This is a genomic window from Rhizobium etli CFN 42 (assembly GCF_000092045.1).
Lineage (GTDB): Bacteria > Pseudomonadota > Alphaproteobacteria > Rhizobiales > Rhizobiaceae > Rhizobium > Rhizobium etli.
On the sequence record NC_007761.1, the window covers coordinates 4,204,049 to 4,222,808 of the forward strand.

The following is an 18,760-nucleotide window of genomic DNA, read 5'->3' on the forward strand; positions in this document are numbered from 1 at the left end:
AATTCGGAGAGCCTATTCGTCGAGCCGGCGGGCCTCGGACACCAGCATGATCGGAATGCCGTCGCGGATCGGATAGGCAAGCTGCGCCTTTTCCGAGACGAGTTCATTATGTTCGCGATCATAGGAAAGCCGGCCCTTGGAGAGCGGACAGACCAGGAGTTCCAGCAGTTTCGGATCGACGCGGCTCAGTTTTTCGTCCATAGCCGCAGTCTACTGCAGAACCGTATCGGAGTCACCGAAGACCCGCGCCAGCACGATTTCGGTAATGGCGATCAGCGTCTCGGCCCGTGTCTTCAGGTCCGGCGCCTCCAGGAGCGCCTGCTTTTCAGCCGGCCCGAACGGCGACATCATGGCAAGTGAATTGACGAGCGTCAGGTTGCTGGCCCGCTCGACGCTCTCCCAGTCGGCCTCCAGCTTATTGGCATCGAGATAGGCCTTGAAGGCGGTCAGCAGCGACGTGCGGTCGACTGCCTCCTCTTCGTTCTCAGCCGAGAGATCGGCAATGAAGGGCGCGATGCGGAAGGTGCGGAAGGGATCGCTGGTCACCTTCTCCTCCAGCAGCCGGAAGCGGCAGACGCCGGTCAGCGACACGATATAGCGCCCGTCGCCGGTCTCGGCAAAGGAGGTGATGCGACCGAGGCAACCGACGGCGGCAAGAGTGTGCTCGCCGCCCTTGTCCTCATGTTCGCCGAGTGCCGGCTGGACCATGCCGATCAGCCGGTTTCCGGCAAGTGCTGCATCCAGCATCGCCAGATAACGCGGCTCGAAGATATTGAGGGGAAGCTGCCCGGCGGGCAGGAGGAGGGCCCCGGTCAGGGGGAAGACGGCGATTGCATCAGGCAGATCGCCCGGCTTCAGGTATCTGGCATTACCGACTTGCATGAAACCGTCCCGCATTCTGGTGGACGGGCATGCCCGTCCTGACGAGAATGTGGTGCCCTCGCCCGAAAACGCAAGGGCGAATATTCATCTTAAGAGAACAGCATCGCCGAAAGCTTGCGCCGGGCGGCAACCGTCGCCGGATCCTTGAAACCCCAGACCTCGAAGAACTGCAGCAGTTGCCGGCGGGCGCCGTCATCGTCGAAACCGCGATCCTTGCGCATGATCAAAAGCAGATGTTCGGCGGCTTCCTCGCGCCGGCCTTCGACATTGAGGATTTTGGCGAGCTTCAGCCGCGCCTCGTGATGATCGGGATTCGTCGCCAGCTCCCGCTCGAGCGCAACGGGATCGCCGAGCTTGCGCGCCTCCTCGATCTGATCGAGCTTCTTCAGCACCGCCTGAATGCCGGCGTCCTTCGCAAGCTCCTCCGGCAGATCAGTCAGCGTCTCGCGCGCCCGCTGATGCTGGTCTGCGGCGATCATGCATTCAGCCATTCCGGCAAGCGCCTTGGCATTCTCGGGGTCGGCCTGCATGACGGCGCCGTAAAGCTGTGCGGCCTCGTTGATATTGCCGGCGGCGAGCATCTCTGTCGCTTCCGTCAGCACCGCCTCGATCTCGGCCGCCTCGTCTGCGCCGGCCGGACCGGCGATCCGGTCGATGAACTGGCGAATCTGGGTCTCCGGCACCGCGCCCATGAAGCCGTCGGCCGGACGGCCATTGACGAAGGCAATGACGGCAGGAATTGATTGGATTCCGAGCTGGCCGGCGATCGAGGGATGGTCGTCGATGTTCATCTTGACCAGCCGAACGCGGCCCTTGGCCTCGTTGACCACCTTCTCCAGGACTGGCGTCAGTTGCTTGCAGGGACCGCACCAGGGCGCCCAGAAATCGACCAGCACCGGCTGATTGCGCGACGCCTCGATAACGTCCTTGCCGAAATTTGCAGTCGTCGTGTCGGTAATGTAGCTGCCGGCCGCAGCCGCCGGTTCAGGCTGAGCGCCGAAGCTCGCCGTTGCCGACATCTGATTTCCGAAGGAACCGTTATAGGGGTTGTTGCTGCCGCTCATAGGTATCTCCCGCCGCGCCGAACCTGCCGGCATCATTGTAGCGCTAAAATCGTATGTCAGGACGTCACTTTCAAGACAAGCGGCTTATGTCCCGTCGCTTCCATGAAACGAATGAGGTCGCCGCTCGCAATCGATGTCGTCGCATCGTTGGTGAGCGGATGGCAGTTGACGATCTTCTCTTCCATCAGATCGGCATCGAGCACGAAGGTGACCTTTGCTTCGCTATCGTTGATCGCGCCGAAGGCGGTGACCGCGCCCGGAATGACACCGAGATACTCCATGAGCTTCTCAGCCCTGCCGAAGGAAACCCGGCCGGAGCCGCCGATGATTGTGTGAACCTGCTTGAGGTCGACCTCGGCATTCTCCTCCACGGTCAGCAGAAAATACCTGTCCTTCTTGTCCTTGATAAAGAGATTCTTGGTGTGGCCGCCGGGGATCTCGTCGCGCAGCGCAACCGATTCGGCCACGGTAAAGACCGGCGCGTGATCGACCGTCTTGTAAGCGATCCCTAGTCCGTCGAGGAAGGCGAACAATTCTTCTTTTGTCTTGGGGGCATTTTCGGGCATTGGGCGATCCATCGGCGCGTAAGGGAAAGTCGAGGCGTCCTGATTAAGTCCGTCCACAATGTTTGGCAATCTTCGCAACCGACGCTCTGCCCCCGTTTTGCGGCCTTTCCGCGCCGCTTCTGCGAACACCGAAATTTTTCTTCGCTTCTCCGTCATTTCCCTGTTGCATTTGAAAATCCGTTAGGCCATATAGCGCCCGTCGCCACGAGGCGGCGCCCACGGTCCAACGACTACCCCGGACTGATGCGGATTGAGCGGGTGTAGCTCAGGGGTAGAGCACAACCTTGCCAAGGTTGGGGTCGAGGGTTCGAATCCCTTCGCCCGCTCCAGTTTCTCTCTGTCTAACCCTGAGACATAGGTAACAGATTGTCCCTAAGACATGGGTGACAACCTCGTGCCGGACGGTTTGTCGATGGTTTGCAGTGCCCTCTGTTCCGAATCGATATATCCAAGATCGTGGCGCAAGAAGTTGACGCGCCAAATGCGGCCGTCGAGCTCCGTGAAGCCGAGCTTCTGACCGGTCATGACGATTGAGATGTTGATCTTCTTGCGATGGATGCACAGACGGCCGCATGCGCGACGCGAGGTGCCATATAGGATGCCTCCGAAGCGGTGTTGCCCGTTAGCCAAAAAATAACGCTTCCTCGTAACCACTCCTAAAGCCGGTTTTGGCAACCTTGAACCTATCGATATTTGCCTGCAATTTTCCGCTGGGGTTTGTTATGAGTCACAATAGGGACGCCTGGGTCAGCCAGCGCGCTTATTCGCTGTGGGAATCCGAAGGCAGGCCAGAGGGGCGCGGGGAAAGCCACTGGATGCAGGCGCTCAAGGAATTCGAGCAGCTGGAATTGACGAAAGCCTCGCCCGACGGAAACGACCTTATCAAAAAGATGAAGGCGGCCGGGCGGCTGATGCGGGTCTATGACCGGCCGGTCCCCGCGGCCGAGAACGACCAGCAGCTGAAAGCGGCGCGTTAAAACCTTTTCCTGTAAGATCGAAACACTCAGCCGCCCGGAGGCAGCAATGTGTCGTTCCGGTGCTACTGCCGGGCGGCCCAGCCGAGGCCGCGCCGCAGGATGAGCGGCATGTAGGGATGGTCGAACTCGGCGGCGATATGGCCGAGAGCGGAATAGAAGATGCGGCCGGCGCCGAAATGGCGCTTGAAGACGACCGGCATCACGACATTGCGGGCCGCCGGATCATATGCGCCGGTGAAGGTGGTGGTCGCCAGGATTTCGACCGTGGGATCGTAATGCAGATAATATTGCTCCGAATGGTAGTCGAAGTCGGGAATGCCCTCCATGATCGGATCGTCCTGGCGGGTAACAGCGACGCGGAAGTCGATGATGTTGCCGGGATGAGCGACCCAGGTAACGCCGGAGACGTAGCGGAAAGGCGCGCTTTCCTTGAAGGAGGTGGCGAGCGCGCCGTGATGGCCGGCAAGTCCGAGACCTCCGCGCACGGCCTCGACCAGGGCAGCGGCATGGGGCTTTTCCAGCGTTCCGCCGGTGATGATGGGCACCAGCAGATCCGCTTTGGCCAGGCTCGGAGAGCCGAATATGCCGAGATCGCCGGTCACCTCCACCGCAAAATCGTCCTCGCGCAGGAGATCGGCGACGATATGAGCGCATTGTTCCGGCTCATGGCCGTGCCAGCCGCCCCAGACGATCAATGCCTTCCTCATTCTCGTTCTCCCTGGCTGATTGCTGCGGATCGTTGATAGCCGCTTAAATCGGGCGGTCATGCAAATCACGCGAATAATTGATCGACTTCGCCGTTCGGCCGAATTGCAAAACCGCCGGTTTTCGGCATTCGACGTATTGTCCGCTCGTGCGATTGCAGTTCCTTCTTTTTATTGACGTGTATCTCGTCTAGGTTTCTTCCATCTCTCACTGATGATTAAGGGTGGTGCATGGCAGGTGAAACGGTTCTTGTGGTCGGCGGCGCCGGTTATATCGGCTCGCATACGTGCCTCGACCTGGCGAACAAGGGCTATAGGCCTGTCGTCTTCGATAATTTTTCAAACGGCCATCGCGAGTTCGTCAAATGGGGGCCGGCGGAAGAGGGCGACATTCGCGATCGTGCCCGGCTGGACGAGGTGCTGGCCAAGCACAAGCCGGCGGCCATCCTGCACTTCGCGGCGCTGATCGAAGTCGGTGAATCGGTCAAGGATCCGGTTTCCTTCTATGAAAACAATGTGATAGGCACTTTGACGCTGCTTTCGGCAGCGCAGGCGGCCGGCATCAACGCCTTCGTCTTCTCCTCCACCTGCGCCACCTATGGCCTGCCGCAGAGCGTGCCGCTCGACGAGACGCACCGGCAGGTGCCGATCAATCCCTACGGTCGGACGAAATATATCGTCGAACAGGCGCTTGCCGATTACGACCAGTACAAGGGCCTGCGCTCGGTGATTCTTCGCTATTTCAATGCGGCCGGTGCTGATTTCGAAGGTCGGATCGGCGAATGGCACCAGCCGGAAACGCATGCGATTCCCTTGGCGATCGACGCCGCACTCGGCCGTCGCCAGGGTTTCAAGGTGTTCGGCAGCGACTACGAGACGCGCGACGGCACCTGCGTGCGTGACTACATCCATGTGCTGGATCTTGCCGACGCGCACGTGCGCGCCGTCGAATATCTGCTGAAGGGCGGCGATTCCGTCGCGCTCAACCTCGGCACCGGCACGGGCACGACGGTCAGGGAATTGCTGGGGGCGATCGAGGACGTGTCGAACCGGCCCTTCCCTGTCGAATATATCGGCCGGCGCGAAGGGGATTCGCATACGCTGGTCGCCAACAACGACAAGGCGCGCGACGTGCTCGGCTGGGTACCGCAGTATGATCTGTCCGAGATCATAAGTTCCGCCTGGAACTGGCATGCAAAATCCAACCAGCATTGAGCCAATCAGCGTTGAGAAGGCCCGCCGACCCAATATTCTGCTGATCACCGCGGACCAATGGCGTGGCGACTGCCTATCGGCGGTCGGTCACGCTTGTGTGAAAACACCTGAAATCGATGCGCTGGCGCGCGAAGGCACGCTCTTCCGGCAGCATTATGCAGGGGCTGCCCCCTGCTCGCCGGCCCGGGCCACGCTCTATACCGGCCTTTATCAGATGAACCACCGCGTCTGCCGCAATGGTTCGCCGCTCGACGCTCGCTTCGACAATCTGGCTCTGGCCGCCCGGCGGGCGGGATACGACCCAACGCTGTTCGGCTATACCGACACGGCGCCCGATCCGCGCGGCATGGATGCGGCTGACCCGCATCTGACCACCTATGAAGGCGTGTTGCCGGGTTTTACCGCTCGCCAACTCCTGCCCGAGCATGAGCGGCAATGGCTCTCATGGCTCAGGTCACGTGGCCATGCAAATGCCGTCCGCCGCGACATCCACACCCCCGTCGGTGCTGAGGCCGGCGAAATTTCTGATGCGGCGCCAGCCTATTCCAGCGATGAGACTCAGACCGCCTTTCTGGCCGGCGAGTTCATTCGCTGGATGGGCGAACAGGACCGGCCGTGGTTTGCGCATGTCTCTTTCTTGCGTCCGCACCCGCCATTCTCAGTGCCAGCGCCGTTCAACCGGATGTACAAGCCGGACGACGGGCCGGCCTTTGCGCGTGCTGAAAACCGCGAAGCGGAACAGGAAGCTCATCCCTATCTCGCCTATGCCATGCCGCTCTCCGACAAGGGCAGCTTCATTCACGGGGCGCAAGGACCGCTTAGCGCCTGGAGCAGCGAGGACTTCGCGGCGATCCGGGCGATTTATTACGGGATGATCTCAGAGGTCGACGCGCAGCTCGGCCGGATCTGGCAGGCACTGAAGGATGCGGGCGCTTGGGACGATACGCTCGTCGTCTTCACCTCGGACCACGCCGAGATGGCGGGAGACCACTGGACGCTCGGCAAGGGTGGCTTCTTCGATGGCAGCTACCATATCCCGCTGATAATCCGCGATCCCGCAAACGGTGCGGCAGGCAGGATCGTTGATGATTTCACCAGCGCTGCGGATATTTTTCCCACCCTGTGCGCAAGGCTCGGCATCGAGCCAAAGAACGGGCTCGACGGCCGGTCGCTGATGCCGTTCATCATGGGCGGGCGCGCGGAAGGCTGGCGCGACGCGATATTCTGGGAATTCGATTTCCGCGACATTGCCAAGGGTGAGGCGGAGCGGCATTTCGGGCTGAGGTCGAACGAATGCAATCTCGCCGTTATCCGCGACGATCGGTTCAAATATGTGCATTTTACTGCACTGCCGCCGCAGCTCTTCAATCTCAGCGATGATCCGATGGAACTCGACGATGTTGCGGCTGATCCGGCCTATGCGGCGATCCGGCTTGAATATGCCGAGAAGTTGCTCTCGCTGAGAGCCCGCCATCTCGACCAGACGCTTGCCTATACCGAGCTGACGGAAAAGGGGCCGGTGACGCGCCGACCCCGGTAGGGCATTTCCGTCTTCTTCGAATGACGGCAATGCTCTTTATTGGGCAATTCCCAGCAAAACCGCTGTGCGCTTTTGCCTTGAATCAACCGAGATAGTCGCGCTTGCCGATCGGTGCGCCCTGGTTGCGCAGGATGGCGTGGGCGGTGGCGACGTGAAAGTAGAAGTTCGGCAGGGCGAAGGTGGTGATATATTCCTCACCCGGCAGCACGATGCCGCTCTTGCCCGGCAGAGTGATCTGGCGGCTTTCCGCGCCCTCCAGCGCTTGCGCCGAGAAGGTGCCGAGATAGGCGTCGGTCTTTGCCAGGCGCTCGCGCAACTGGTCGATCGTCGTGTCGTTATCCTCGAACTTCGGCGCGTCGGTTGCGGTTAGGCGAGCGAGCGTGAACTTGGCGCTGTCGCTGGCCCGCTGATATTGGCCGGCGAGCGGCAGCATGTCGGGCGCAAGGCGGGCGGAGACGAGTATGGCGGGATCGATATTCTTTTCCTTCGCATAGGCTTCAGCCTTGTCGAGATAGGTCTTCAGGCTGGCGAGGCCGCGCTGGAACATGGGAACGGTAAGGCGATAGATCGAAATGGACATCAGTCCTGTCTCCAAATCTTCAAAATGAACAGCCGCGGCGGACGTCGAAGGGCCTGCGGCGGTGGGCCTGTCTTCGACCTTCCCATAAATGGGCGCTGGGCCTGCCTTGCACAACGCCGGAGGATGCGCCGGGTTCTACAATTCCATGCATCGCGCCCTCGAATATCCTGTCGCCGCTAAAGAGAGGCTTGACGCCGTCTCCAGAAAATGGAATGAATATTCCGCAGAACAGATTTTACGGTTTGTTTGTTCCGTTTTCGGAACGCCGCGGGAGAGGCGGCGCGCAAATTGCGGCTTCAGGGCGAATGCCTGGAGCTCCGGCGTGAGGAGGGTGCAGCCGGGCACCGCTTTGTGGAGGAAGTAAAAATGAAAAAGTTTATCCTGGGCACTGCGATGGCGCTCGTCATGTCGACGGCCGCCCACGCAGAAACGGTCGGCGTGTCGATGGCCAAGTTCGACGACAACTTCCTGACCGTTCTTCGTAACGGCATGACCGATTATGCAAAGACGCTGAATGGCGTCACCCTGCAGGTCGAAGACGCGCAGAACGACGTTTCCAAGCAGCAGAGCCAGATCCAGAATTTCATCGCCTCCAAGGTCGATGCGATCATCGTCAACCCGGTCGATACCGACGCGACCACGGCGATGTCGAAGCTTGCTGCCGATGCCGGCATTCCGCTGGTCTACGTCAACCGCCAGCCGGTCAACGTCGACACGCTGCCGGAAAAGCAGGCCTTCGTTGCTTCCCACGAGCAGGAATCCGGCACGCTGGAAACCAAGGAAATCTGCCGCATTCTCGGCGGCAAGGGCAAGGCCGTGGTCATCATGGGCGAGCTTTCCAACCAGGCTGCGCGCATGCGCACCCAGGACGTCCATGACGTCATCAAGACCGATGAGTGCAAGGGTCTGGAAATCGTCGAAGAGCAGACGGCCAACTGGGATCGTACTCAGGGGGCCGACCTGATGACCAACTGGCTCTCCAGCGGCATCGAATTCGACGCCGTGATCTCCAACAACGACGAAATGGCGATCGGCGCCATCCAGGCATTGAAGGCAGCCGGCAAGGATATGAGCAAGGTCGTTATCGGCGGCGTCGACGCCACCCAGGACGCGCTTGCCGCCATGCAGGCAGGTGACCTCGACGTCACCGTGTTCCAGGACGCGGCCGGCCAGGGCAAGGGCGCGCTCGATACGGCGCTGAAGATCGCCAAGGGCGAAAAGACCGAGAAGAAGGTCTACATTCCCTTCCAGCTCGTCACGCCCGAAAACGTCAAGGACTTCGTCACCAAGAACTGAGGTAAGTGCCAAGCAGGATGCGGGTTCTGCCCGCATCCTTTCAGCCTGTCCGTATCCGGAGGAGATGATATGGCCGTCAGTCCGACAACCATGGCAGCCGTGCGTGCGAGCGGCGCCGTTCCGAATGCGGAGTTTCTCTTGAGCGCCGAGGGCGTTCGCAAGGAGTTTCCCGGCGTCGTCGCACTCGATGACGTGCAGTTCCGGCTGAAGCGCGCGTCCGTGCATGCGCTGATGGGCGAAAACGGCGCCGGCAAATCGACATTGATGAAGATTCTTGCCGGCATCTATACGCCCGACAAAGGCGATATTCGCCTCAAAGGGGTCGAGATCCAGCTGAAATCTCCGCTCGATGCGCTGGAGAACGGTATCGCCATGATCCATCAGGAGCTGAACCTGATGCCGTTCATGACCGTTGCCGAAAATATCTGGATCCGCCGCGAACCGAAGAACCGCTTCGGTTTCATTGACCATGGCGTGATGCACAGCATGACCGAGGAGCTGTTTGCCCGGCTTAATATTGATATCGATCCCGATATCGAAGTCCGGCACCTCTCGGTCGCCAACCGGCAGATGGTCGAGATCGCCAAGGCGGTTTCCTATAATTCCGATGTCCTCATCATGGACGAACCTACTTCGGCCCTGACGGAGCGCGAGGTCGAGCATCTTTTCCGCATCATCCGCGATCTCAGGTCCCAGGGCATCGGCATCGTCTACATCACCCACAAGATGAACGAGCTTTTCGAGATCGCTGACGAGTTTTCCGTCTTCCGCGATGGCCGATATATCGGCACGCACGCCTCGACTGACGTCACCCGCGACGACATTATCCGCATGATGGTCGGGCGCGAGATCACTCAAATGTTTCCGAAGGAAGAGGTGCCGATCGGCGAGATCGTGCTCTCCGTCAAGGATCTCTGTCTCAAAGGCGTCTTTCGCAATGTTTCCTTCGAGGTCAGGGCCGGCGAGATTCTCGGTGTGGCCGGTCTCGTCGGCTCCGGACGGTCGAATGTCGCCGAAACGCTGTTCGGTGTGACGCCGCCAAGCTCCGGGACGGTCGAACTGTTCGGCAAGCCGGTGACGATTTCCTCGCCGACCGAGGCCATCCGTCACCAGATGGCATTCCTGACGGAGGATCGCAAAGACACCGGCTGCCTGTTAATCCTGGATATTCTGGAAAACATGCAGATCGCCGTCCTGCAGGACAAATTTGTCAAGGGTGGTTTCGTGCAGCAGGGAGCACTCGAGGCGACCTGCGAAGACATGGCGAAAAGGCTACGCGTGAAAACCCCCAATCTTTACGAGCGGGTGGAAAATCTTTCGGGCGGCAATCAGCAGAAGGTGCTGATCGGGCGCTGGCTGCTCACCCATCCGAAGATCCTGATCCTCGATGAACCGACGCGCGGCATCGATGTCGGCGCCAAGGCGGAAATCCACCGGCTGGTGACGGAAATGGCGCGAAACGGCGTGGCGGTAATCATGATCTCATCCGAAATGCCCGAGGTTCTCGGCATGAGCGACCGCATCATGGTCATGCATGAGGGCCTGGTGACCGGTTTCCTCAATCGCGATGAAGCAACGCAGATCAAGGTGATGGAGCTGGCTGCGCGGTGATGCGCGGCTTGCGATCGCTTAAGGGAGGTTTGATATGAGTACCAAGGCAGCAGAGGGTACGGCCCCGCTCGCAACCCGGCAGAGACGGCGGCGTATGCCGCCGGAACTCAGCATCTTCCTGGTGCTTGTCGGCATCGCGCTCATCTATGAAGCGCTCGGCTGGACGTTCATCGGCCAAAGCTTCCTGATGAATTCGCAGCGCCTGACCATCATGATCCTGCAGGTCTCCGTCATAGGTATTATCGCCGTCGGCGTCACGCAGGTCATCATAACAGGCGGCATCGATCTATCATCGGGCTCCGTGGTCGGCATGACGGCAATGATCGCAACAAGTTTCGCCCAGTCCTCCACCTGGGGGCGGGCCGTCTTCCCTTCGCTGACCGATCTTCCGGCGCTCGTGCCCATCATGATCGGTCTGCTGATCGGAGCGGCGGCGGGTCTCGCGAACGGTGCGCTCATCGCCTATACGAAGATCCCCCCGTTCATTGCAACGCTTGGCATGTTCGTTTCCGCCAGAGGTGTTGCCAAGTGGTATACGAAGGGACAGCCGGTTTCCGGTATCACCGAGCAGTTTCACTTCATCGGAACGAAGGCGTGGCCGGTTGTCGTCTTCCTCGTCGTTGCACTGATCTTCCATGTCGCGCTGCGCTACACCCGCTATGGAAAGTTCACCTACGCCATCGGCGCGAACCCCCAGGCCGCCCGCGTTTCCGGTATCAACATCGAAGCGCACCTCGTCAAAGTCTATGTGATCGCTGGATTGCTTGCTGGTCTTGCCGGCATCGTCACGGCGGCGCGCGCGGAAACCGCGCAGGCAAGCATGGGCGTCGGATATGAGTTGGACGCGATCGCCGCGACCGTCATCGGCGGCACCTCGCTCACCGGCGGCGTCGGACGCATCACCGGCACCGTCATCGGCACCATCATTCTCGGCGTCATGACCTCGGGTTTCACCTTCCTCAGGATCGACGCCTATTACCAGGAGATCGTCAAGGGCTTCATCATCGTCGCGGCCGTTGTCATCGACGTCTACAGGCAGAAGAAAAGGCGCAAGCACTGATCTCAGGCAGCGCGAACCGATTATTTGCGGGGGCTTCGGCCCCCGTTTCCATTTGCGGCGAAGCTCTTGGAGACGATGACAGATTTTTTAAAAAAGGGATGGCGAATCCCGCCAGCTTTTCTATTCTGCCACATCATACGCCCGCCTCGGGCAGCGCAGGAAGACAGATGCAATTCGTATTCGACGGTCACAACGACGTTCTCCTCCGGCTCTGGACACACGCAAAAGATGGCAGCGACCCGATCGCGGAATTCGCAGACGGCACGACGACCGGCCACATCGATGCGCGTCGAGCCAAGGAAGGCGGCCTCTCAGGCGGCCTCTGCGCCATCTACATTCCCTCGGGCGATCTTGTCTTCGCCGATCCAGATGCCGATGGCCGCTACATCACGCCGATGGCGGCCCCTCTCGATCCGCTGCCGTCCCTCGCCATCGCCACCGAAATGGCGGCGATCGCGCTGCGGCTCGATCAGGCCGGCGCCTGGCGGCTCTGCCGGACGGTGAAGGACATCCGCGGCGCCATGGCGGACGGCATCTTTGCCGCCGTCATGCATATGGAAGGCTGCGAAGCGATCGGTGCCGATCTTTCTGCTCTCGAAGTATTTTATGCAGCGGGACTGCGATCACTTGGCCCGGTCTGGAGCCGGCACAACGTCTTCGGGCATGGTGTGCCCTTCGCCTTTCCGATGTCGCCCGACACCGGACCGGGCCTCACCGATGCCGGCTTCGCGCTGGTGAGAGAATGTAATCGCCTCGGTCTCCTCATCGACCTTGCCCATATCACCGAAAAAGGGTTCTGGGACGTGGCGAAGACGACGGATCAGCCGCTGGTCGCCAGCCACTCCAATGCGCATGCGCTGACGCCGGTCGCCCGTAATCTTACGGACAGGCAGCTCGACGCGGTCCGCGAAAGCCGCGGGGTCGTGGGGGTCAATTATGCAACCGCCATGCTGCGTCCCGACGGCCGCTCGGACAGCGACACGCCGCTGGCCGACATGATCCGCCACATCGACTATCTGGTGAATCGCATCGGCATCGACTGTGTGGCGCTCGGATCGGACTTCGACGGCGCTACCATTCCTGAGGAAATCGGCGATGCGGCCGGCAATCAGAAGCTGATTGCCGCTCTCCGGGAGGTTGGATATGGTGAGGCCGACCTGACGAAACTTGCCCGTGAAAATTGGCTTCGTATTCTCGCACAAGCTTGGCGGGAGGACCACGCCTAAAGCGCTGCGCGCCTCTGGACGCGCTCACGACAAACAATAGTTTAATGGCGCATGACCGACAAAACGCTTCGTAATCAATCAAAACAGGGGAACAGACCATGATGATCACCAGGCTCAGCCGCAAATTCCGCCTGCTTTCCGCAGGAGCCGCTCTTTCGCTGCTGATGATGGCAGCACCCTCGGCCTTTGCCGAAACGCCAAAGGATACGTTGGTCGAAGGTTTTGCCATCGACGACATCATCACGATGGATCCGGGCGAAGCCTTCGAGCTTTCAACGGCGGAAATCACCAGCAACAGCTACAGCCTGCTCGTTCGCCTCGATCTCGCCGACACATCCAAGGTGAAGGGCGATCTTGCCGAGAGCTGGAGCGTTTCGGATGACGGCCTCACCTATACGTTCAAACTGAAGCCAGGCCTCAAATTCGCCTCGGGAAATCCTGTTACTGCCGAAGACGTTGCCTGGTCGTTCGAACGGGCCGTCAAACTCGACAAGAGCCCGGCCTTCATTCTTACCCAATTCGGCCTGACTGGCGACAATGTCACCGAAAAGGCCAAGGCGGCCGATGCCAATACATTCGTCTTCACGGTCGACAAAGCCTATGCGCCGAGTTTCGTGCTCAACTGCCTGACGGCGACGGTCGCCTCCGTGGTCGACAAAAAGCTGGTGCTGGAGCATGTGAAGGCGGTAACGCCGGATGCCGAGCACAAATACGACAATGATTTCGGCAATGAGTGGCTGAAGACCGGCTATGCCGGTTCCGGGGCCTTCAAGCTGCGCGAATGGCGAGCCAACGAAGTCGTCGTGCTGGAGCGCAACGACAATTATTACGGCGACAAGGCCAAGCTCAACCGCGTCATCTATCGCTACATGAAGGAAAGCTCGGCCCAGCGGCTGGCGCTCGAAGCTGGTGATATCGACATCGCCCGCAATCTGGAGCCCGGCGATATCGACGCCGTTTCCAAGAATGCCGATCTCGCCACGACAAGTGCGCCGAAAGGCACGATCTACTATGTCAGCCTGAACAACAAGAACGAGAACCTGAAGAAGCCTGAAGTTCAGGAGGCTTTCAAGTATCTGGTCGACTACGATGCGATCGGCGCAACCTTGATCAAGGGGATCGGCGAGATCCACCAGACCTTCCTGCCGAAGGGTCAACTGGGCGCCCTGGATGAAAATCCCTACAAGCTCGACGTTGCCAGGGCCAAGGAGCTGCTTGCCAAGGCCGGCGTCCCGGACGGGTTCTCGGTGACCATGGACGTGCGCAACACGCAGCCGGTGACCGGTATTGCAGAATCCATACAGCAGACGTTGGCGCAGGCTGGCGTAAAGCTGGAAATCATCCCGGGCGACGGCAAGCAGACGCTGACCAAATATCGCGCCCGCACCCATGACATCTACATCGGCAACTGGGGCTCGGACTATTTCGACCCGAACTCGAATGCCGACACTTTCACCAGCAACCCCGACAATTCCGATGCCGGCACGGTGAAGACGCTCGCCTGGCGCAACACCTGGGAAGCGCCGGAACTCGATAAGCAAACCAAGGCCGCACTGCTCGAGCGCGACGGTGAGAAGCGCGCCGCGATGTACGAGGATATCCAGAAGAAGTTCCTCGCCAACAGCCCCTTCGTCATCATTTTCCAGCAGACCGAGGTGGCGGGCTATCGGAAGAATCTGAAGGACTTCAAACTGGGTCCGAGCTTCGACACCAATTTCGTCGGTCCGATCGCCAAGGAATAATCCGGCGGGATTAACGGCGTGAGCACCATCGAAACCACACGGGAGGCGCGGCCCCGCAAGGGCCGTGCCGGCGCCTTTGCGAAGGCTTTGGGGCGGTTCCTGTTCGCCGCCGTCACCACTTATCTCGGCCTGCTGGCCGTCACCTTCTTCATCGGCCGCGTCGTGCCGATCGATCCCGTGCTTGCCATCCTCGGCGACCGCGCCCCTACTCATGTCGTCGAGCGGGTGCGTCAGGAAATGGGTTTCAACCTGCCGCTCTATCAGCAGTTCTACATCTATATCAGAGGCATTCTGTCCGGCGATTTCGGCAACTCGGTGCTGACGACCAATCCTGTCATGATCGACATCCGCCGGGTCATGCCGGCGACGATCGAGCTCGCGACGTTGGGGACGCTGATCGGGGCCTGCGTCGGCGTGCCGCTCGGCGTCCTCGCTGCCGTGCGTCGCGGCAGCATCGCCGACCAGGTCGTTCGCGTCATCGGCCTCGTCGGCTATTCCGTGCCGATTTTCTGGCTGGCGCTGATTTCGCTGGTCATCTTCTATGCGCAGCTGCGCTGGGTGGCCTTTCCCGGCCGCATCGACATCGTCTTCGAATATACGTTCACGCCGATCACCGGCTTCTATCTTCTGGACAGCGCCTGGCAGGGGCAATGGGATGTCTTCTATGACGTCTTCCGCCACATCATCCTGCCGGCTTCGCTGCTCGGCTATTTCTCGCTCGCCTATATCAGCCGCATGACCCGCAGCTTCATGCTGAACGAGCTTTCGCAGGAATATATCGTCGCCGCGCGTGCCAAGGGGCTTTCGGAAACGCGGGTGATCTGGGGCCACGCCCTGCGCAATGCCGCCGTGCCGCTCGTCACCGTCATCGCGCTTTCCTATGCCGGCCTGCTCGAAGGATCGGTGCTGACCGAGACCGTCTTTTCCTGGCCGGGCATCGGGCTCTACATCACCAATTCGCTGCAGAACGCCGATATGAACGCCGTGCTCGGCGGCACGATCGTCATCGGGACGATCTTCATCGGCATCAATCTTCTGTCCGATCTTCTCTACCGGACACTCGATCCGAGGACGCGAAACCGATGACGGCTCCTGCCAGCCCCTCTTCTGCGATGAGCCGCCGCGAATGGCTGCTTTCCGACCGGCCGCAATCGCGCAGGCAGGCCCGTCTCGGCCGCGCTTACGTCACCTGGCGGCAGTTCACGGCCAACAGGCTCGCCGTCGTCGGCCTGCTGATCATCATCGCCCTGCTCCTGGTCGCCGCGTTTGCGGATCTCCTCGCCACACACAACCCCATCGTCGGCGATCTCCGCAATGCCCGCCTGCTGCCGCCGGGAACGAGCGGCTACCTGCTCGGCACGGATGATCAGGGCCGCGACATCTATTCACGGCTGATCTATGGATCGCGATTGACCCTGTTCGTCGTCGTGCTCGTCGCCATCATCTCCGCGCCGATCGGGCTGATCGTCGGCACGGTCTCGGGTTATGCCGGAGGCTGGGTGGATGCGACGCTGATGCGCATCACCGATATCTTTCTTGCCTTTCCGAAGCTGGTCTTGGCGCTCGCCTTCGTCGCCGCGCTCGGCCCGGGCATCCAGAACGCGGTCATCGCCATCGCCATCACCTCCTGGCCGCCCTATGCCCGCATCGCTCGGGCCGAGACGCTGACGGTCCGGCGTTCCGACTATATCTCGGCGGTGAAGCTGATGGGAGCCTCACCGATCCGCATCATCGTGCGTCATGTCATGCCGCTCTGCATTTCCTCGCTGATCGTGCGCGTGACCCTCGATATGGCTGGCATCATCCTGACAGCGGCCGGCCTCGGCTTCCTTGGTCTCGGCGCGCAGCCGCCGCTGCCGGAATGGGGCGCGATGATTGCCTCTGGCCGGCGCTTCATTCTGGATCAGTGGTGGGTCGCGGCCATGCCTGGCATCGCCATCCTCATCGTCAGCCTCGGCTTCAATCTCTTGGGCGACGGCCTGCGCGACGCGCTCGACCCGAAGGAGAGCGGCCAATGACGACGCTTCTGACGGTCGACAGGCTCAAGGTCAGTTATCCCACCCGCACCGGCGTGATCGAGGCCGTGCGCGGCGTCTCCCTCACGCTCGGCCGGGAAAGGCTCGGTATTGTCGGCGAATCCGGCTCCGGCAAGTCGCAGACCGGCCGGGCGATCATGGGGCTGACGCCGAAACACGGGATCGTCACGGCCGACAGGCTCGATTTCAGCGGCATCGATCTCCTCAAGGCATCCGTCGGAGAAAGGCGCAGGCTGCGCGGCAAGCGCATCGCTATGATCCTGCAGGATCCGAAATATTCGCTCGACCCCGTCATGACGATCGGACGGCAGATCTGCGAAACGCTGCGCACGCATGAGAAGATCGCCAAAGCGGAAGCGCGCGAACGGGCGCTCGCCATGCTGGAAGCGGTTCAGATCCGCGATCCTCAGCGGGTCTTTGACCTGTATCCGCATGAGGTTTCGGGCGGCATGGGACAGCGCGCCATGATCGCCATGATGCTGATTGCCGGACCCGAACTGCTGATTGCCGACGAACCCACTTCGGCGCTCGACGTGACGGTGCAGCTCGATGTGCTCCGCATCATGGACAGGCTGGTCGCTGAGCGCGGCATGGGGCTGATCTTCGTCTCCCATGATCTGAGACTGGTCTCTTCCTTCTGCGACCGGGTCATTGTCATGTATGCCGGCAAGATCGTCGAAGAGCTCGCGGCCGCCGATCTCAAACATGCGCAGCATCCCTATACGCGGGGACTGCTGAACTGCATGCCGGAGATCGGGGCGAACCGCCATCCGCTGCCGGTGCTCGACCGCAAGCCGGAGTGGGCGGCATGAGCGCAGCCCTCCATGTCGACAATCTCAATGTCGTCTATGATGATTTTCATGCGCTGAAGGATGTCAGCATCAGCGTCGAGCGCGGTGAATCTTTCGGCCTCGTCGGTGAATCCGGGTCGGGCAAATCCACCTTGCTGCGCGCCGTTGCCGGACTTGCGCCCATCAGCGGCGGCGCGATCCGCATCGACGGCGAAGAGTTGAAGGGTTCGAAGCGCAGCAAGGCCTTCTATCGGCGCGTGCAGATGGTCTTCCAGGATCCCTACGGCTCGCTGCATCCGCGCCAGACGATCGATCGGTTGCTGCTCGAACCGCTTGCGATCCACGCCGTTACCGACAGCGACAAGCGTATTGCCCGCGCGCTCGACGAAGTCGGCCTCGGCAATGGTTTCCGTTTCCGCTATCCGCATCAGCTTTCCGGTGGTCAGCGACAGCGTGTGGCGATCGCCAGGGCGCTGATCGTGCAACCGTCGATCCTGCTGCTCGACGAGCCGACATCGGCGCTCGACGCCTCGGTGCAGGCGGAGGTGCTGAACCTGCTCGAACAGATCCGCCGCGACCGCAAGCTCACTTTCGTCATGGTCAGCCATGACCTCGGCGTCATCACCCATATGTGCGAAAGGCTCGCGGTGATGCGCAGCGGCGCTGTCGTCGAACGATTGAGCTCGGAAGAGCTGGCGCGGGGCACGGTCCAGGAAGATTACACGAGAAATTTGATGATCGCGAGCAAGGGTTTCGTCAAAGCCTAAAGGTCATCATTTCAAGCCATTGAAAAGAAAAGGCCGGTGGGGGCGTTAAGGATAATTTTTCCTTAAAAGACGACCATTCGACTAGACTATTGACAGTCGCCGCGCTTCTGTCATGATCCTGTTAACGATTGTTAGCTTTCGTGATCGATGGAGGTCGAGGCATGTTCTTTCTAGGTGGGATGACCATGGGCTATCTCGATCCTCCCGTGAAAGCCGGTCGCAAGGAACAGATCACGGTCTCCATACCGGCGGAACAGGACCGGCGCCTGATCGGGACCGAGACCTCCGATCTGCAGCAGAACGAGAACGCCATCGAGCGCTCCTTAATCTGGGCATGGCGCACGCTCTGCTAAAGAGCGGTTGAATTTTCTCTTCCGCCCCCTCTGGACGGAAATTTATCTCTACCTACCTGATAGAGAATAAGAAATATAACAGCGAGCCGCACAACCGGCCGCACGAGAACAACGGAGGCGACACATGGCAGAGCTGGGTATTTCGCATACTCACGTGAACCACTATGGCTCGGTAGCCACCAAGAAGCCCCACGCGACGCGCCACAGGCTTCAGACGGTGCTCCATGGGACGATCTTCACCGCGGCATTCCTGTTCGTGGTGGCAATGGTCTGCGGCGTCCTCGGATAGTCGGCAGATGATAGGCCTTGGCGTGCCGGGGCTGAGTGCGCCTCATGCGGCGCGTTTCTGC

20 protein-coding genes and 1 tRNA gene are annotated in these 18,760 nt (G+C 60.5%); 15 read left to right on the forward strand and 6 right to left on the reverse strand.

All coding sequences use genetic code 11. The features are described from left to right. Nucleotides 1-12: 12 nt before the first annotated feature. The 4 genes from RHE_RS20330 to RHE_RS20345 form a co-directional block, all read right to left on the reverse strand. The gene (locus RHE_RS20330; protein ID WP_003567459.1) at nucleotides 13-201 is read right to left on the reverse strand and encodes a Trm112 family protein; all 189 of its coding nucleotides are present in this window, start codon (nucleotides 199-201) and stop codon (nucleotides 13-15) included. A gap of 9 nt (nucleotides 202-210) precedes the next feature. Next, nucleotides 211-897 carry an LON peptidase substrate-binding domain-containing protein gene (locus RHE_RS20335; RefSeq protein ID WP_011427167.1) on the reverse strand — a complete coding sequence of 229 codons (687 nt, stop codon included), beginning with the start codon at nucleotides 895-897 and terminating at the stop codon, nucleotides 211-213. 74 nt (nucleotides 898-971) lie between these two features. Continuing rightward, entirely contained in the window at nucleotides 972-1,946 is a 975-nt protein-coding gene (gene trxA / locus RHE_RS20340; protein ID WP_011427168.1) for a thioredoxin, read from the reverse strand. Between the two features lie 56 nt (nucleotides 1,947-2,002). Further along, nucleotides 2,003-2,512, reverse strand: coding sequence for a prolyl-tRNA synthetase associated domain-containing protein (locus RHE_RS20345; protein ID WP_042119094.1), 510 nt, complete (start codon nucleotides 2,510-2,512; stop codon nucleotides 2,003-2,005). Nucleotides 2,513-2,766: 254 nt separating this feature from the next. Between RHE_RS20345 and RHE_RS20350 the strand changes: the two genes are divergently transcribed. Together RHE_RS20350 and RHE_RS20360 are read left to right on the forward strand one after the other, a co-directional pair. Continuing rightward, nucleotides 2,767-2,841: transfer RNA gene (locus RHE_RS20350), tRNA-Gly, on the forward strand. A gap of 393 nt (nucleotides 2,842-3,234) precedes the next feature. After that, the gene (locus tag RHE_RS20360) at nucleotides 3,235-3,489 is read left to right on the forward strand and encodes a DUF2934 domain-containing protein (RefSeq protein ID WP_011427171.1); all 255 of its coding nucleotides are present in this window, start codon (nucleotides 3,235-3,237) and stop codon (nucleotides 3,487-3,489) included. 62 nt (nucleotides 3,490-3,551) lie between these two features. On the opposite strand, the gene RHE_RS20365 is transcribed toward RHE_RS20360, so the two are convergent. Further along, nucleotides 3,552-4,196 carry a ThuA domain-containing protein gene (locus tag RHE_RS20365; protein ID WP_011427172.1) on the reverse strand — a complete coding sequence of 215 codons (645 nt, stop codon included), beginning with the start codon at nucleotides 4,194-4,196 and terminating at the stop codon, nucleotides 3,552-3,554. 228 nt (nucleotides 4,197-4,424) lie between these two features. Here RHE_RS20365 and galE point away from each other — a divergent pair, with 228 nt between their 5' ends. Further along, the gene (gene galE / locus RHE_RS20370) at nucleotides 4,425-5,408 is read left to right on the forward strand and encodes a UDP-glucose 4-epimerase GalE (RefSeq protein WP_011427173.1); all 984 of its coding nucleotides are present in this window, start codon (nucleotides 4,425-4,427) and stop codon (nucleotides 5,406-5,408) included. Further along, entirely contained in the window at nucleotides 5,386-6,948 is a 1,563-nt protein-coding gene (locus RHE_RS20375) for an alkaline phosphatase family protein (protein WP_011427174.1), read from the forward strand. Before galE ends, RHE_RS20375 begins: the two co-directional genes overlap by 23 nt. An 82-nt stretch (nucleotides 6,949-7,030) precedes the next feature. Here RHE_RS20375 and RHE_RS20380 read toward each other — a convergent pair whose 3' ends face one another. After that, nucleotides 7,031-7,528 (reverse strand): DUF1993 domain-containing protein, encoded by a 498-nt coding sequence (locus RHE_RS20380; protein WP_011427175.1) that lies wholly within the window; start codon nucleotides 7,526-7,528, stop codon nucleotides 7,031-7,033. 366 nt (nucleotides 7,529-7,894) lie between these two features. On the opposite strand from RHE_RS20380, the gene RHE_RS20385 reads away from it, so the two are divergent. From RHE_RS20385 to RHE_RS33720, 11 genes are all read left to right on the forward strand, one after another. Continuing rightward, complete coding sequence (locus tag RHE_RS20385) at nucleotides 7,895-8,824, forward strand: sugar ABC transporter substrate-binding protein (RefSeq protein ID WP_011427176.1); 930 nt, start codon at nucleotides 7,895-7,897, stop codon at nucleotides 8,822-8,824. Between the two features lie 69 nt (nucleotides 8,825-8,893). After that, nucleotides 8,894-10,435 carry a sugar ABC transporter ATP-binding protein gene (locus RHE_RS20390; protein ID WP_011427177.1) on the forward strand — a complete coding sequence of 514 codons (1,542 nt, stop codon included), beginning with the start codon at nucleotides 8,894-8,896 and terminating at the stop codon, nucleotides 10,433-10,435. Between the two features lie 34 nt (nucleotides 10,436-10,469). Continuing rightward, on the forward strand, nucleotides 10,470-11,495 hold the full coding sequence (locus RHE_RS20395; protein WP_011427178.1) for an ABC transporter permease: 1,026 nt from the start codon (nucleotides 10,470-10,472) through the stop codon (nucleotides 11,493-11,495). A 167-nt stretch (nucleotides 11,496-11,662) separates the two neighbouring features. Then, nucleotides 11,663-12,721, forward strand: coding sequence for a dipeptidase (locus RHE_RS20400; RefSeq protein WP_011427179.1), 1,059 nt, complete (start codon nucleotides 11,663-11,665; stop codon nucleotides 12,719-12,721). A 98-nt stretch (nucleotides 12,722-12,819) separates the two neighbouring features. Continuing rightward, nucleotides 12,820-14,463, forward strand: a complete 1,644-nt coding sequence (locus tag RHE_RS20405; RefSeq protein WP_011427180.1) for an ABC transporter substrate-binding protein — start codon at nucleotides 12,820-12,822, stop codon at nucleotides 14,461-14,463. 18 nt (nucleotides 14,464-14,481) lie between these two features. Beyond that, nucleotides 14,482-15,549, forward strand: coding sequence for an ABC transporter permease (locus RHE_RS20410; protein ID WP_011427181.1), 1,068 nt, complete (start codon nucleotides 14,482-14,484; stop codon nucleotides 15,547-15,549). Beyond that, a complete protein-coding gene (locus RHE_RS20415) occupies nucleotides 15,546-16,481 on the forward strand; it encodes an ABC transporter permease (protein ID WP_020922537.1) in 936 nt (311 codons plus the stop codon). Before RHE_RS20410 ends, RHE_RS20415 begins: the two co-directional genes overlap by 4 nt. After that, complete coding sequence (locus tag RHE_RS20420) at nucleotides 16,478-17,311, forward strand: ABC transporter ATP-binding protein (RefSeq protein ID WP_011427183.1); 834 nt, start codon at nucleotides 16,478-16,480, stop codon at nucleotides 17,309-17,311. Before RHE_RS20415 ends, RHE_RS20420 begins: the two co-directional genes overlap by 4 nt. Then, nucleotides 17,308-18,057, forward strand: coding sequence for an ABC transporter ATP-binding protein (locus RHE_RS20425; protein WP_011427184.1), 750 nt, complete (start codon nucleotides 17,308-17,310; stop codon nucleotides 18,055-18,057). Before RHE_RS20420 ends, RHE_RS20425 begins: the two co-directional genes overlap by 4 nt. A gap of 161 nt (nucleotides 18,058-18,218) precedes the next feature. Further along, nucleotides 18,219-18,410, forward strand: coding sequence for a KH domain-containing protein (locus RHE_RS20430; RefSeq protein ID WP_041678779.1), 192 nt, complete (start codon nucleotides 18,219-18,221; stop codon nucleotides 18,408-18,410). Nucleotides 18,411-18,534: 124 nt separating this feature from the next. After that, nucleotides 18,535-18,699 (forward strand): hypothetical protein, encoded by a 165-nt coding sequence (locus RHE_RS33720; RefSeq protein ID WP_020922541.1) that lies wholly within the window; start codon nucleotides 18,535-18,537, stop codon nucleotides 18,697-18,699. Nucleotides 18,700-18,760: the final 61 nt, after the last annotated feature.